At 73.1% G+C, this 15,981-nt stretch carries 9 protein-coding genes and 1 pseudogene; 6 read left to right on the forward strand and 4 right to left on the reverse strand.

Annotated features, from left to right (window positions below):
• Nucleotides 1-529: 529 nt before the first annotated feature.
• The 4 genes from glgX (at nt 530) to A6A06_RS00485 (ending at nt 7,541) form a co-directional block, all read left to right on the forward strand.
• Nucleotides 530-2,695, forward strand: coding sequence for a glycogen debranching protein GlgX (gene glgX, locus A6A06_RS00470; protein ID WP_242440575.1), 2,166 nt, complete (start codon nt 530-532; stop codon nt 2,693-2,695).
• A gap of 83 nt (nt 2,696-2,778) precedes the next feature.
• A complete protein-coding gene (locus tag A6A06_RS00475) occupies nt 2,779-4,743 on the forward strand; it encodes an ABC transporter ATP-binding protein (RefSeq protein WP_073759573.1) in 1,965 nt (654 codons plus the stop codon).
• Nucleotides 4,740-6,626 carry an ABC transporter ATP-binding protein gene (locus A6A06_RS00480; protein WP_073757638.1) on the forward strand — a complete coding sequence of 629 codons (1,887 nt, stop codon included), beginning with the start codon at nt 4,740-4,742 and terminating at the stop codon, nt 6,624-6,626. Before A6A06_RS00475 ends, A6A06_RS00480 begins: the two co-directional genes overlap by 4 nt.
• 330 nt (nt 6,627-6,956) lie before the next feature.
• Nucleotides 6,957-7,541 carry a YbhB/YbcL family Raf kinase inhibitor-like protein gene (locus tag A6A06_RS00485; protein ID WP_073757640.1) on the forward strand — a complete coding sequence of 195 codons (585 nt, stop codon included), beginning with the start codon at nt 6,957-6,959 and terminating at the stop codon, nt 7,539-7,541.
• Nucleotides 7,542-7,673: 132 nt separating this feature from the next.
• Here A6A06_RS00485 and A6A06_RS00490 read toward each other — a convergent pair.
• The 4 genes and pseudogenes from A6A06_RS00490 to A6A06_RS00505 form a co-directional block, all read right to left on the reverse strand.
• Nucleotides 7,674-9,189: pseudogene (locus tag A6A06_RS00490) on the reverse strand (carboxylesterase/lipase family protein).
• Nucleotides 9,190-9,333: 144 nt separating this feature from the next.
• Complete coding sequence (locus A6A06_RS00495; RefSeq protein ID WP_073757642.1) at nt 9,334-10,440, reverse strand: NAD(P)/FAD-dependent oxidoreductase; 1,107 nt, start codon at nt 10,438-10,440, stop codon at nt 9,334-9,336.
• Nucleotides 10,441-10,494: 54 nt separating this feature from the next.
• Complete coding sequence (locus tag A6A06_RS00500) at nt 10,495-11,385, reverse strand: RNA polymerase sigma-70 factor (RefSeq protein ID WP_073757644.1); 891 nt, start codon at nt 11,383-11,385, stop codon at nt 10,495-10,497.
• A gap of 101 nt (nt 11,386-11,486) precedes the next feature.
• Nucleotides 11,487-11,993: a DinB family protein gene (locus tag A6A06_RS00505; RefSeq protein ID WP_073757646.1), complete on the reverse strand. Its 507-nt coding sequence runs from the start codon at nt 11,991-11,993 to the stop codon at nt 11,487-11,489.
• Between the two features lie 272 nt (nt 11,994-12,265).
• On the opposite strand from A6A06_RS00505, the gene A6A06_RS00510 reads away from it, so the two are divergent.
• On the forward strand, nt 12,266-13,345 hold the full coding sequence (locus A6A06_RS00510) for a surface layer protein (RefSeq protein ID WP_073757648.1): 1,080 nt from the start codon (nt 12,266-12,268) through the stop codon (nt 13,343-13,345).
• A gap of 368 nt (nt 13,346-13,713) precedes the next feature.
• Nucleotides 13,714-15,981, forward strand: coding sequence for a M4 family metallopeptidase (locus tag A6A06_RS00515; RefSeq protein ID WP_073757650.1), 2,268 nt, complete (start codon nt 13,714-13,716; stop codon nt 15,979-15,981).

Below are 15,981 nucleotides of genomic sequence, written 5' to 3' on the forward strand. Positions count from 1 at the left end.
CAGGCGCCGGTACGGAGGCGGCCCGCTCCGGAGTCCGCTGCGCCAGGATCCGCCGCCCCATGTCCCGATATGTCACGCCGCAATAGGTCACGGACAGCTCAACGAGGCCCCCAGCACCGAGGAAACGTGAGGCGGCGGCCCGTTGCGGGAAGAACTCAGGGGAGGACGGGACGGGCGCGCGGCCGGGACGCCGCACGGCCCCCGTCCGACCGAGCCATGAGCCGCGGGAGGCTGGCCTGTGTCGAGCGCACCCGAGCAGGAGTCGGTACCGGACGTGCGGGGCGAGGACGGCGTGCGGAACGGACAGCACGACGGCGGCCCCGGACGCACGGCGCCGCCCGCGGGTACGGAGCCGGGGCCCGCGCGCGAACCGTACCCGGACGCCGCGAACGGTACGCAGCCCGGCGACGGCACGGAGCCCGGCAACGGCGCCGCGCCCGTCAACGGCCACCGGGTCCGCGTGTCCCCCGCCCGGCCGCCCGGCCCGGCCGCCGCGCCGGATGCCGGGGCCCGCGCCGCGCCGCTCCCGGTGCCGGTACGGCCCGGCAGCCCGCAGCCTCTCGGGGCCCGCTGCCGTACGGGCCCCGACGGCGTGGCGGGCACCAACTTCGCCCTGTGGGCGGGCGGCGCGGAGGCCGTCGAGGTGTGCCTCTTCGACGACGAGGACCGCGAGACCCGCCACCCGCTCACCGAGCTGACGCACGAGATCTGGCACGGCTTCCTCCCCGGCGTACGGCCGGGGCAGCGCTACGGCTACCGGGTGCACGGCCGCTGGGACCCGTGGACCGGCGCCCGCTGGAACCCGGCGAAGCTGCTCCTGGACCCGTACGCGCGCGCCGTGGACGGCGAGTTCACCCTGCCCGCCCAGGTGTACGGGCACGTCCGCGACTGGCCGCAGCAGCATGTCGCCGACACCGTGCGCGACGACCGCGACTCGGCGCCGTACGTCCCCAAGGGCGTCGTGGTCGGCGAGGAGGGCCCGGAGGACGGCGGCGACGAGTGGATGGACGACCGGCGGCCCAAGACCCCCTGGTCCGACACGGTCCTGTACGAGACGCACGTCCGCGGCTTCACCATGCTCCACCCCGGCATCCCCGAGGAGCTGCGCGGCACGTACGCGGGCCTCGCGCACCCCGCGGCGATATCCCACCTGACCCGCCTCGGCGTGACCGCCGTCGAGCTGATGCCGGTGCACCAGTTCGCCCACGAGGACCACCTGCTCCGCCGCGGCCTGCGCAACTACTGGGGCTACAACTCCATCGGCTACTTCGCGCCGCACGCCGCCTATGCCGCCTCCGGGACCCGCGGCCAGCAGGTCGGCGAGTTCAAGCGGATGGTGCGGGCCCTGCACGACGCCGGCATCGAGGTCGTCCTCGACGTCGTCTACAACCACACCGCCGAGGCGGGCGAGCTGGGCCCCACCCTGTCCTTCCGGGGCATCGACAACCGCGGCTACTACCGGCCGGCGGACGGCAGCCGCCGCTACGCCGACTACACGGGCTGCGGCAACACCCTGCACGTCGTCCAGCCCAACGTGCTGCGCCTGATCACCGATTCGCTGCGCTACTGGGTCACCGAGATGGGCGTGGACGGCTTCCGCTTCGACCTCGCGGCAGCGCTGGCCCGCTCGATGCACGACGTGGACATGCTCTCGCCGTTCCTGGCGGTGATCGCCCAGGACCCGGTGCTGCGCCGCGTCAAACTGATCGCCGAGCCCTGGGACGTGGGCTCCGGCGGCTACCAGGTCGGCGCCTTCCCCCCGTTGTGGACGGAGTGGAACGACCGCTACCGGGACACCGTGCGGGACTTCTGGCGCGGTGCGCACCCCGACGTACGCGACCTGGGCTACCGGCTCTCCGGGTCGAGCGACCTGTACGCGTGGGGCGGCCGCCGCCCGTACGCCTCGGTCAACTTCATCACCTCGCACGACGGCTTCACCCTCCGCGACCTGGTCTCCTACGGGCACAAGCACAACGCCGCCAACGGCGAGGGCAACCGCGACGGCACCGACGGCAACCGCTCCTGGAACTGCGGTGCGGAGGGCGAGACCGACGACACCGCCGTACAGGCGCTGCGCCGCCGCCAGCTGCGCAACATGATCACCACCCTGCTGCTGTCCACCGGGGTGCCGATGCTGGTCGCGGGCGACGAGATGGGCCGTACGCAGGGCGGCAACAACAACGCCTACTGCCAGGACAACGCGACCGGCTGGGTCGACTGGTCACTGCTCGGCGACCCGGGCTGGCGGGCCCTGGCCACCCTCGCGTCCCGGCTGATCGCGCTGCGCCGCGACCATCCCGTACTGCGCCGCCGCGCGTTCTTCTCCGGCCGCCCGCAGCGCCCGGACGGCCTGCGCGACCTGGCCTGGTTCACCCCGCGCGGCACGGAGATGACCGAACCCGACTGGTACGCGCCCACCTCCGCGCTCGGCATGTACCTCTCCGGCACCGACATCCCGCAGCGCGACCCCGAAGGCCGCCCGGTCACCGACGACAGCTTCCTCGCCGTCCTGCACAGCGGCCACCGCCCGGCCGCCTTCACCCTCCCGGGGCCGCCCTGGGCCGACGCGTACGAACTGGTCGTCGACACCTCCCGCGAGGACCAGGACGGGCCGCCCGGGACCACCCTGCGCGCCGGTGCCCGGCTCACCGTCCCCGAGCGGTCGGTACTGCTGCTCCGCGCGAGGGCCGGCTGACGCCCCGACTGCCCCTGCTTCCCCTGGCGTTCCGCCGAAAACCCGGTGAGCGATGTCAGTGGTGAGCCGTACTCTCGGTGCTGATGGCCGATACAGCGAAGGTGACGAGTCAGCGGCAGCCCGACAGACCCGGTCCTGCCCCCGCCGACGGGCCGCGCCCGGCGGCCCGGCGCTCCGCCGTGCGCTCCCTGCTGCGGCTGTGGCCGTTCGTCCGGCCGGTGCGGGCGCGGCTGTTCACGGCGGCGTTCGTGGCGGTGCTCGCGTCCTGCATCGGGCTGGTCATCCCCCTGGTCCTCAAGTGGCTGGTGGACGGGCCGATCGCGGACCGGGACCCGGCCGGGGCCTGGCTGGGCGGCGGGTATCTGCTCCTGCTCGGCCTAGCGGAGGCGGGCCTGTTCGGGCTGCGGCGCTGGCTGGTGGCCCGGCCGCTGGCGAGCGTCGAGGCCACCATGCGCGACAGCCTGTACCGGCACGTGCAGCGGCTGCCGGTCGCCTTCCACGACCGCTGGGCCTCCGGCCAGCTGCTGTCCCGGGGCACCACGGACCTCCAGCTGATACGCCTGTTCCTGGCGTTCCCCCTGACGTTCCTCGTCGTCAACGCGACCACGATCCTGGTGGGCTGTGTGATCCTGCTGGTCCAGCGCTGGTCGCTGGGGCTGGTGCTGCTGGCGCCGATCGTGCCGCTGATCGTGCTGTGCTCGGTCTTCGAGGCGAAGTACGCGGTGGCCGCGCGCCGGGCCCAGGACCAGGTCGGCGACGTGACCACGGTCGTGGAGGAGTCGGTCCTCGGCATCCGGATCATCAAGGGGTTCGGCCGGCACCGCAGCCAGGCCCGCGCCTTCCGGACGCTGACGGCCCGGCTGCGCACCACCGAACTGCGCAAGGCGCGGCTGCTGGCCGCCCTGTGGGCCTTCATCATGACGCTGCCGGAGCTGGCCATCGGGGCGGCGCTGGTGCTCGGCACGGTCCAGGTGGCCGACGGGGACATGTCGGCGGGCACCCTCGTCGCGTTCCTGTCCACGGCGCTGGCCCTGGTCTGGCCGGTGGAGTCGATCGGCTTCCTGCTCGCGATGAGCAACGACGCGGCGGCGGCCACCGACCGGTATCACGAGGTCCTGGACGAGCCGGTGGCGGACCGGGACGACACCCGGCGGTCCGCGGAGCACGCGGCCGGAGCGGGTCCCGTGCCCGGTCCCGAAACCGGTCCCGGAAGCGATCCCGGAAGCGGCCCCGAAACCAGCCCCGGAGACGGCCCCCGAGACGCCCCCGGAGCCACGGGCCTCGCCTTCCACGGCGTCACCTTCCGCTATCCGGACGCACCTGCCGACGCTCCGCCCACCCTCCAGGGCATCGACCTGCACATACGCCCCGGCGAGACGATGGCCCTGGTCGGTGCGACCGGCAGCGGCAAGACCACCCTCACCGCGCTCGTCCCCCGGCTCCACGACCCCACCGGCGGCCGCATCACCCTCGACGGCACGGACATCACGGCGCTGACGCGCGACGAGCTGCGCACCCGGGTCGCGGTGGCTTTCGAGGAGCCGACCCTGTTCTCCGCGACCGCCGCGGAGAACGTCCTGATGGGCGGCGAGGGCACCGGCCCCGACGACCTCGTACGGGCGCTGCGCGTCGCCCAGGCCGACGGGTTCGTGGACGCGCTGCCCGACGGCCGGGACACCGAGGTCGGCGAGCAGGGGCTGAGCCTGTCCGGCGGGCAGCGGCAGCGCCTCGCGCTGGCCCGCGCGGTGGTCGGCCGGCCGCGCTTCCTGGTCCTCGACGACCCGCTGTCGGCGCTGGACGTCCATACGGAGGCGCTGGTCGAGGCGGCGCTGCGGCAGGTCCTGGCGACCACCACCGCCCTGGTCGTCGCCCACCGTCCGTCCACGGTCCTGCTCGCCGACCGGGTGGCGCTGCTGTCCGGCGGCCGGATAGCGGCGGTCGGCCACCACCACCGGCTGCTGCGGGAGAACACCGAGTACGCGGCGCTGATGTCCGGCGCCGCGGACGGCGCGAGCACCGCCCGCGGCGAAGGGGAGAGCGTGCGATGACCACGACCACGGATACCGGTACGGCCGCGGGTGACGCGCCGGACGACGGCAGCGCGCCCCGGCCGGGCTCCCCGCCCCCGGCCGCCCCCTCCCCCGAAGCCTTCGAAGAGGACCTTCTTCCCACCGCCAAGGGTGCCTCCCGCGGTCTGCTGGGCTCGCTGCTGCGCCCGCACACCCGGTCCGCCTGGGCAGCGGCGGTCCTCCTCCTGGTCCAGCAGGCCGCGGTACAGGCCGGGCCGCTGCTGGTCGCCTTCGCCATCGATCGTGCCGTGCCCGCCCTGCGCGCGGGCTCGCACGGCCCGCTGGTCGCCGTGGCGGCGGCCTATCTGCTGTGTGCGACGGCCTCCGGCGGCCTCCAGTACGTCTTCATCCGGCTCTCCGCGCGGATCAGCCAGGACGTCCTGCTCGACCTGCGGGGCCGGATCTTCCGGCACGGCCAGGCGCTGAGCCTGGACTTCCACGAGCGCTACACGTCCGGCCGGCTGATCTCCCGCGCGACCACCGACGTGGAGGCGCTGCGCGAGCTGCTGACCGAGGGCCTCCAGGAGCTGATCTCCATCGTGCTGGCCACGGTCTACATCACGGCGACGCTGCTCTACCTGGACTGGGGCCTGGGCGCCGCCGCCGTCGCCACCGCCGGACCGCTCTACCTGCTCATACGCTCCTTCCAGCGCCGTTCGCAGCGCGTCTACAGCGTGAAGTCGTCGGCGATGGCCGCCGTCATCGTGAAGTTCGCCGAGACGATCAACGGCATCCGCCCGGTGCAGGCGTTCCGGCGCGAGCGCGCCAACGACGCGGCGTTCGCCCGCCTGAACGGCCGGCACGAGCGCACCAACGGCGACGCGATACTGGAAATGGCGCGCTATGTCGTCTCCTCGCGCCTGGTGGCCAACGTCGCGGTGGCCGCACTGGTCCTGTGGGGCGCGTACCGGGTGGCCTCGGACAGTCTGGCGCTGGGCGTCCTGGCCGCGGCGGTGCTGTACCTGCGCCGCCTGTACGACCCGATCGACCGCCTCGGCATGTTCCTCAACTCCTACCAGTCCGCGGCCGCTTCGCTGGAGAAGATCGCCGGGCTGCTCGCGCAGCGGCCGAGCGTCCCGGAGCCCGCCGGACCGCTGCCGCTGCCGGACCGGCCCGGCTCCCGGCCCGGCCGCGAGGTCGCCTTCGACGGCGTCCGGTTCGCCTACCGCACCGGCGGCGAGGTGCTGCCGCGCTTCGACCTCACCCTCGCCGCCGGCCGTACGGTCGCCGTCGTCGGCTCCACGGGCGCCGGCAAGTCCACCCTCGCCAAGCTGCTGGCCCGGTTCTACGACCCCACCTCCGGCAGCGTCCGCGTCGACGGCGTCGACCTGCGCGACCTGGCCACCGCCGACCTGCGCCGCTCGGTGGTCATGGTCACCCAGGAAGCGTTCCTGTTCTCCGGCACGGTCGCCGAGAACATCACCATGGGCCGCCCCGACGCCACCCGCGAGGAGGTCGAGCGGGCCGCGCGGGCCATCGGCGCGCACGACTTCATCGCGGCCCTGCCCGACGGGTACGACACCGACGTACGCAAGCGCGGCGGCCGAATATCCGCCGGTCAGCGGCAGCTCGTCGCCTTCGCCCGCGCCCTGCTCGCCGACCCGGCCGTACTGATCCTCGACGAGGCGACCAGCTCCCTGGACATCCCCGGCGAACGCGCGGTGCAGCGCGCCATGGACACGGTCCTGCGCGGCCGTACGGCGGTGGTCATCGCCCACCGCCTGTCCACCGTCGAGACGGCCGACCGCGTCCTGGTCATGTCGGCGGGCCGCATCGTCGAGGACGGCACCCCCGCCGAACTGATCGCGGACCGCGGCCGCTTCGCGGAGCTGCACCAGGCGTGGCGGGAGAGCGTGGTGTGACCCGCTCCCGGTCCAGGTTTCGCGGTTTCGCGAGCACTTCCGCGTGAACATGAGCACCGTTCGGGCACTTCCGCGTGATCGTGGGCAGCGGTGACGTTCGGTCAGCACCTCTCCGCGTCAGCATCCCTCTGCGTCACCACCGAACGCGCACCGGGGCCGTCGAATGGACAGTCCCGTCCGAGATGACAAAGCCGGAAGTGAAAAGTACCCCGATCGGATCGACAAGTACCCTGACGCCAGAAACCAAGGTGCATACGCTGGTTCCGCCCCACGCATACCACTCTCACGCCACGGACGACCAAGCGACCACAAGCATCTCGGGAGCCTCCAGTGAGAAGTGCAGGAATTGCGCTTTGCGCGCTGCTCGTCAGCGGGGCCGTCGGCCTCTCGCCAACCGCCGCTTCGTCGGCCTCGTCGGCAAGCCGGAGCACGTTCGCCCTGTCCAGCACCGCATTCGCCGACGGCGGCGTCATCCCCAAGGTCCACGAGTGCACCAGCGGAGGAGGAAGCGACCCCGGCACGAGGAACGAATCCCCTCCCCTGATCTGGTCGGGGGGACCGACCGCCGCCAAGAGCTACGCGATCGTCATGCGCGATCTCGACAACGCCAGCCTCATCCACTGGGTCATCTACGACATCGCGGCGAGCGCGACCTCGCTCCCCCAGAACGTCGACCATGCATACCGGCCCTCGACCCCGGCGGGAGCCAGGCAGGTCTACTACCGTGGCAGCGCGAGCCTCTACGGCTATCAGGGACCGTGCTCGCCCTCGACGGTGAACACCTACGAGTTCGTCGTCCACGCGCTCAACCAGGCGTCGCTGACCAACCTGAACTCCAGCTCGTCGACCCGGACCGCCGCCAGGGAGATCGCCGCGGCGACGATCGGGTCGGCCAGGATCACCGGGGAGTCATAGCGTTGCCGGGCCGGCATGCCTGCCGCCCGGCCGTTCCGCGGCCACAAGCTGTGCTCATCCCCTGCGGAAAGCCCCACCCTCACAGGAGCCGGTGCTCACGGAACCGCGGTCCCCGCACCGGACGGGGCGCTTCTACCCGTCGGTCGGCCGCAGCACGGGGAAGGTGTGGTCCTGCCAGATGCGGCGGGAGGTGTCTTCCGGGTACGGGGTGACGGCCGGCGGGGTGTCGAAGAGGCGCGCGAGGCGCCGGTCGGGGTCGTAGGCGGGCCAGCCGGGGTCGCCGTGGGCGGCGAACGCCGTCCACGCGGCGCGCATTCCGGCGGACAGTGCCTCCGCCTCGGCGGAGGGTTCCTCGCCGATCAGCGCGGCGGGCTGGCCGCGGTCGAGGGTGCCGAAGACGAGCGGTACGTCGAGGCCGTGGCAGGCGCCGAGGACGCCGCCCATGCCCGGCGCGTGCCAGGTCAGCTCATAGACGTGGACGCGGCCGCCCGCCGCTGCCTGGTCGCGGGCCAGGTGGAGGGACGGCATGCGGAACAGCCAGTCGGAGTGGACCAGTTCGTACAGCTCGTCCGGGCCCGCGTCCGGGAAGCCGTCGCGGTAGTGGCGTGCGCCGTCCCGGCCGGGGCCGAGGGCGTGCAGGGCGGCTGCCGCCTGTTCGTCCGTGACCTGGCCGAGCAGGCCGTCCAGCGCGGTCAGCAGCCGCTGTTCGTGGCGGGTGTGGCCGACGAGGAGCCCGATGTCCCGCGCGGCACCGTCCGCCAGGGCCTGCCACGGCGTGGCCGGCAGCGTGTCCCCCTCGACGACCGGCGAGAACGGGATGGGCCGGTACGCGATCCGCCCCCAGCGGTGTGCCCGGGCGGTCCATCGTGGCGCCGACCGCGTCACCGGCGGCGGACAGCCGGGCCGGGGACACCGTGGACAGGTCGGCCACGGTGGGCTCCAGCCCCAGCTCGGCGGCGCAGGCGGCGGCGATGTCGGCGGCGAGCTCCGGCGAGAAGAACGTGCCCTGCGCGCTCTGCGCGACGGCCCGGCCGAAGAGCCCGGCCGCGCGCGGCATGGCGAGCAGCGCGGCGACCGAGCCGCCGCCCGCCGACTGGCCGAAGACCGTGACGCGGTCCGGGTCGCCGCCGAAGGCCCGGATGTTGTCCCGCACCCACTCCAGAGCGGCGATCTGGTCGAGCAGGCCCCGGTTGGCGGGCGCTCCTTCGACCTGTCCGAACCCTTCGAACCCCACCCGGTAGTTGAACGTCACCACGACGAAGCCCGCGCGCGCCAGACGGCCGCCGTCGTACTCGGGAAGACCGGAGGTGCCGATCGTGTAGGCGCCGCCCTGGACCCACACCATCACCGGCAGCCCGGTAGCCGGGCCCGGCGCGGGCGTCCAGACGTTGAGCGTCAGCCAGTCGTCGCCCGGCGTCCCGCGGGACAGCTCCGCCATGCCGAAGTGCCCGCCCTGAGGGGGCGGCGGTCCGTACGTCAGCGCCTCCCGCACCCCGTCCCACCTGCGCACCGGCCGTGGTGCGGCGAATCGCAGCGGGCCGACGGGCGGTTCGGCGAAGGGGATGCCGCGGAAGACCGCCGCTCCTGCCTCCCGGCTGCCGCGCAGTGTCCCGGCCGCCGCGCGGACCTCGGGCCGGTCTCCGGACATATCGGACGCGACAGCGGCCATCGCCTTCTCCCCCCTCCGGACGGATGCGGCGCGAGCACAGAGGTTCGCGGCGGCCCGGACACCCCGCATCGTCCCGCCGCGCCGGGACGATGCGCCAGCCAATTACCGGCGGGCGGACGGGGATCAGCGGCGCAGGGCCACCACCGTGCCCCGCGTGACGGCCTCCTTGAAGCGGGCCGAGGCGCGGCCGGTGAGGATGCCGGTCACCGGGCTGTCGTCGGCGCGGGTGAACTGGGTGAGGCCGTCGTGCCGGCCGAGGCTGATGTTCTGCCAGACGTAGTGCAGACGGAGTGGTTTCAGGGAGCGGCCGGTGAGGGAGGCGGCGACGCCGCGCGCGACATGGGCGCCCATCGGCAGGCCCGTCTGGCAGGACATGCGGGACGCGGTGCCGTCGGGCCCGTACGCCGCCACCGCGTCGCCCGCCGCGAAGACCTCCGGGTGGGAGAGGGAGCGCAGGGCCGGGTCGACGGCGATCAGGCCGCGGTCGTCGACGGCGAACCCGGCCTCGCGGGCCAGGGCGGGTACGCGGAATCCGGCGGTCCAGACGACCTCGTCGGCCGGGATCTCGCCGCCGTCGGCGAGGACCAGGCCGTGGGCGGCGACCTCGCGGACGCGGGTGTGCTCGCGGAGGGTGACGCCGTGCCGGTTCAAGGCGCCGCGGAGGTATCGCCGGCCGCGTTCGGAGAGTCCGGGTCCGACGTCGCCCTGGGTGACCAGATGGATCTTCAGTCCCGGGTGGGCGCAGGCGAGTTCGGCGGCCGCCTCGATGCCGGTCAGGCCGCCTCCGGCGACGGCCAGCGCGAACCGTGCGTCCCGGGTGCGGGCGCGCAGGCGGACCGCGTCCTGGTGGGTGGCGACCGCCGAGGCGTATGCGGCGGCGCCGGGGACGGCGGTGGTGTCGGCCGTGCTGCCCAGCGCGTAGACGAGGGTGTCGTAGGCGAGTTCGTAGGGGGCGGCGTCGATCCGGACCGTACGGGCAGCGGCGTCGACGGCGGTCACGCGGGCGACGGCCAGGTCGATGCCCGTACCGGCGAGCAGCGTGCTCAGGGGGAGGTTCCTGAGCGGCTGTCCGGCGGCGAGCTGGTGCAGCCGGACGCGTTCGACGAAGTGGCTCGCGGCGTTGACCAGCGTGATGCGCACGTCGCCGCGGCGGCGCAGGCGGCGGGCCGTGCCCTTCGCCGCGATCAGTCCGGCGTATCCGGCTCCCAGGACCACGATGTGATGTGTCATGTGTCCTGAACCGGCGGGCGGGTGCGTCCGTGACAGCTCACGGAGTGGGGTGGATCACGCGAGCTGGGCGGCGGCGAAGGCGAGTTTATCCGGGTTCATCACGGTACGTACCGCGACGATCCGTCCCTCGCTGACCTCCGGCACGACGACGGCCAGCAGCGTCCGGTCCACGCGGACGAGAACCGCCGGCGCGCCGTTGACCTCGGCCGGCTCGATACCGGCCCGCCCCGCCTCGGGACGGGCGCCCAGGCCGAGCAGGTAGCGGAGCACCTTCGCGCGTCCGGTGACGGGACGGCGCGCGGCGGTCACCCGGCCGCCGCCGTCGGCCCAGGCGGTGACGTCGTCGGCGAGCAGCCGTTCGAGTCCCGCGAGGTCGCCGTCGAGCGTGGCGGCGAAGAAGCGCTCGACGATCTCCCGGCGCCGGGCGTCGTCGACGTCGAACCGGCGTCGCGGGCGGTCGAGCCGCTCGCGGGCCCGGCGGTACAACTGCCGCGCGTGCGCCTCCTCGACGCCGATGACACCGGCGATGTCCCGGTGGCTGTGGCCGAACGCCTCGCGCAGGACGAAGGCCGCGCGTTCGGCGGGGGTGAGCCGCTCCATCAGGGTGAGCAGGGCGAGCGAGACGGACTCGCGCTGCTCGGCGGTCTCCATCGGGCCGAGCCGGTCGGCGGCGGTGCGGGTGAGGACCGGCTCGGGGAGCCAGGGCCCGACGTACAGCTCCCGCCGGGCGCGGGCGGAGGTGAGCCGGTTGACGCAGAGGTTGGTCATGACCTTGGTCAGCCAGGCGGCCGGGATGCGGACGGCGGACCGGTCGGCCGCACTCCAGCGCAGGTACGTGTCCTGCACGACGTCCTCGGCATCGCTCGCCGAACCGAGCATCCGGTAAGCGAGCGAGAAGAGCCGGGGCCGGTGCGTCTCGAACTCGGCGGCTGCGTCCGTGGTCATGCCCGCAGCATGGCAGGCGGGGCAGCGGGCCGGCGGACCGGTACGGGGACCCGCGTGGCCGGTCCGGCGAGGGCCGCGAGGCCGCGCCCGTCAGCGGCCCCTCACGGGCCCACCACCCCGTCGATGCCCTCGCGCAGGAAGTCGGCGTGGCCGTTGTGGCGGGCGTATTCGAGGATGACGTGGAGCAGCACGACGCGGAGGGACACGTCGGCGTTCCAGCGGGGCTGGTGGGCGGTCACGTCCAGCGAGGGGGCGGCGCTCTCGATGCGGCGGGCGTGGCCGACCTCGGTCTGCCAGGCGGTGAACGCCTGCGCGCGGGTGGCCGTGCCGGGGTCGTACGCCGCCTGGTAGTCGCCGTCCGGTGACCACACCAGGGGAATGTCCTCCTTGTTGATCACGCGTCGGAACCAGGTGCGCTCCACCTCCGCCATGTGCCGTACCAGCCCGAGCAGGCTCAGCGTGGACGGCGGCATGGACCGGCTGCGCAGCTCCTCGTCGGACAGGCCGTCGCACTTCATGGCGAGCGTCGCGCGGTGGAAGTCGAGGTAGGCGCGGAGGGTTTCGCGCTCGCCCGCGCGCAGTGGCGGGGCGGGCCGTTCGGTGGTCATCTGCTTCCTTTCGACGGCGCCGATCCTGCCGGGCGCACCGGGGCACCGCATCTCTTTTCCGTGCCCGCCCCGGGCCGTACCGGCGGTGATCCGTGTCACGTCCGGGGCAGTGTGCGGGAGCGGTGCGTACCGTCCGGCCTTCGGTCTTGTGCCGGGTGCAAGGAGTCCTTGCGGCACATGCAGTGGAGTCGTCGCGCCGTCCGCAGCAGGCTGCTCACAGAACCAGGCGTGAAGCGGCGGAGCGGCTTCACGCGCGACGGATGGAGTAGGCCATGACACCGGAATCGGCAGGGCGGCGGACAGCGGAGCGGGGCGGCCGGGGGCGCGCCGGGGACGTGCTGGCGGTGGGCGGCCAGAGCGGGGCGTCGATCGGGTTCTTCGACGTCGCCACGTACGAGAGGCTGGGGGTGCTCGACGTTCCCAGCGAACCGCACGAGCTGCTGTTCGACCCGCGGCAGCGCCTGCTGTACTGCACGATCACCTATCACTCGGGCCACTACCACCAGAACACCGGCCGCCACCACCAGGTCTGCGTCATCGACCCGGACGGGCGGGAGCTCGTCGAGATCATCGACACCTCCCCGGAGCACGCTCCGCACGGCCTGGCGCTCGACCGGGAGCGCGGCCTGCTGTACGTGACCGTGGAGGCCGGCGACACCTCCACGGGCGGGGTGGTGGTGTACGACACCGCGACGCGCAAGCGGGTACGGCGCATCGACACCCGGGCCAGCGGGACGCACTGGTTCGCCCTCGCCCCGGACGGCCGGCGCGGCTACGCCGTCAACAAGGAGGCGCCGTTCGTCTCGGTCGTCGACACGGAGACCGGGGCCTTCCTCGACCGCATCGAGGTGCCGAGCAGCGAGGGTCTGGCCGTCTCGCCCGACGGCCGGTACCTGTACGTGGCGGCGCCCTTGGCCGACTTCACGGCGGAGTCCCCGCGGGGGACGGGCGTGCGGGTGATCGATACGGCGACCGGGCAGCTCGTGCGGAACCTGCCCACCGAGGGCGTCGTGACGCCGGTGCACACCACCGCGGGCGGGCTGGTGCTGGCGGGTGAGGCGCGGGTGGCCGAAGACGGCGGCTCGTCGCCGGACGGGCAGACGGACGGCGTGCTGAACGTGTATGCGGCCGGGACGCACGAGCCGGCCGGCCGGGTGGAGGTCGGCGTCTTCCCGCTGACGATCACCTCGTCGCCGGACGGCGCGCTGGCCTACGTGGCCAACGCCTTGTCCAACTCCGTCACCGTGGTGGACCTGGAGTCACTGCGTCCGGTCGGCACGCTGGAGGCCACCGGGCCGGGCCGGCCGGGGGCGCACGGGCTGGCGTACGTGCCGGGGCGCGCCGTGGCGTGAGGCGCCGTCCGTGGGGCGGGGTGCCGGTGGGGATGGACGTACGGTCACGTCCTGTATACGGACCCGGCCCCCCGCTCTACGGACGTTTTCCGGCCAACTCTTGACCGGCCACTGACAATCGCAGCCCTCAGGTGGCACTCTTCCCCGCATCCGTTACGCGGAGCCCCACAGTGCACCACTCCGCGCCCACGGCCCGCTCGATGCCCGACGCTCGATGCCCGACGCTCGAAGGCCCGGACCACCCGCACCTGGTGTCTCCCCCCACACGTTCCACGTGTTCTGCCTCGCTCTGCCCGGACGGTCACTCCGCCGCCCGGTCCCCCTCGGCCGCCCACCCTCCGGTCGCGGCCACCGCAGAAGGAGTCAGTGTGAGACGCACCCCCCATAGGCGCGCCGTCGCGACCGGCGCCGTGGTCGCCATGGCCGCGATGCTGACCGTGACCGTGCAGGCAGGCGCCGGCACGGCCGCCGCCCCCCGGCCCGGCCAGGTCCACGCGCAGCCCGATCCGGGCGCGCTGCCCGCCAAGCTGACCCCGGCACAGCGCGCGGAGCTGCTGCGGGAGGCCGCGGCCACCACCGCCGGAACGGCGAAGCAGCTCAAGCTCGGCCCCAAGGAGAAGCTGGTCGCCAAGGACGTCGTCAAGGACGTCAACGGCAGTACACACACCCGCTACGAGCGCACGTACGCGGGGCTGCCGGTGCTCGGCGGCGGGCTGGTCGTCCACGAGGCGGCCAACGGCACGTTCCGCGGCGTCTCGAAGGACATCCGCTCCCAGATCGACGTGCCGACCACCACCCCGAAGCTGGCGCCGGCCGCCGCGGAGGAGAAGGCGCTGACGGCGTCGCGGGCGCAGGGGGCGAAGAAGTCCGACGCCCGGGAGCCGCGCAAGGTGATCTGGGTCGCCGACGGCAAGCCCGTCCTGGCGTACGAGACGGTCGTCGGCGGCGTCCAGGAGGACGGCACCACGCCCAGCGAGCTGCACGTGATCACGAACGCCACGACCGGCGAGAAGCTCCACGCGTACCAGGGTGTCCACGAAGGCACCGGCAACAGCATGTACAGCGGCAAGGTCACGCTGGGCACCGCGCCCTCGTACACGCTGACCGACACCACCCGCGGAAACCACAAGACCTACAACCTCAACCGCGGCACCTCCGGCACCGGGACGCTGTTCTCCGACACGGACGACGTCTGGGGCGACGGCACCCCGCAGAACGCCCAGACCGCCGGCGTGGACGCGCACTACGGCGCGGCGCTGACCTGGGACTACTACAAGAACGTGCACGGGCGCAGCGGCATCAGGGGCGACGGTGTCGGTGCGTACAGCCGGGTGCACTACGGCAACAACTACGTCAACGCGTTCTGGCAGGACAGCTGCTTCTGCATGACGTACGGCGACGGCAGCGGCAACGTCAAGCCGCTGACCTCCATCGACGTCGCGGCCCACGAGATGACCCACGGCGTCACCTCGGCCACCGCCAACCTCACCTACAGCGGCGAGCCCGGCGGCCTGAACGAGGGCACCTCGGACATCTTCGCCGCGGCGGTCGAGTTCAACGCCGACAACCCCACCGACGTCGGCGACTACATGGTCGGCGAGAAGGTCGACATCAACAGCAACGGCACGCCGCTGCGCTACATGGACAAGCCCAGCAAGGACGGCCGCTCCAAGGACTACTGGTACTCCGGCATCGGCGGCATCGACGTCCACTACTCCTCCGGCGTCGCCAACCACTTCTTCTACCTGCTGTCCGAGGGCAGCGGGCCCAAGGACATCAACGGCGTCCACTACGACAGCCCGACCTACGACAACCTGCCGGTGCCCGGCATCGGCCGGTCCAACGCCGAGAAGATCTGGTTCTCGGCGCTGACCAAGTTCATGAACGCGAACACCAACTACGCGGCCGCCCGCACCGCGACGCTGTCCGCCGCCGCCGAGCTGTTCGGCCAGGGCAGCGGCACGTACAACACGGTCGCCAACACCTGGGCGGCGGTCAACGTCGGCCAGCGCGTCCCGGACACCGGCGTCAGCGTCACCAACCCGGGCAACCAGACCAGCACCGTCGGCCAGCCCGCCAGCCTGCAGATCAAGGCGACCAGCGGCAACGCGGGCGCGCTGAAGTACGCGGCCACCGGGCTGCCGGCCGGGCTGAGCATCAACCAGGACTCCGGGCTGATCTCGGGCACCCCGACCACCGAGGGCACCAGCAACGTGACGGTCACCGTCACCGACTCCGCCAACAAGACCGGTACCGCCAGCTTCACCTGGACCGTGAAGCCGGCCGTCGGCGGCGACGTCTTCGAGAACCTCGACGACGTGCAGATCCCGGACGCGGGCACCGCGGTCAACTCGCCGATCAAGGTGACCCGGGCGGGCAACGCGCCGAGCGCCCTGAAGGTGGACGTGGACATCGTCCACACCTACCGCGGTGACCTGGTGATCGACCTGGTGGCCCCGGACGGCACCGCCTACCGGCTGAAGAACTCCAACGCGGCCGACTCGACGGCGAACGTCAAGGCGACGTACACCGTCAACGCCTCCTCGGAGGCCGCGGAAGGCACCTGGAACCTGCGGGTGCGGGACGTCTACCAGCAGGACACCGGCTACATCAACAGCTGGAAGCTGACCTTCTGA

This window comes from Streptomyces sp. CB02923, from assembly GCF_001905005.1.
Classification (GTDB): Bacteria; Actinomycetota; Actinomycetes; order Streptomycetales; family Streptomycetaceae; genus Streptomyces.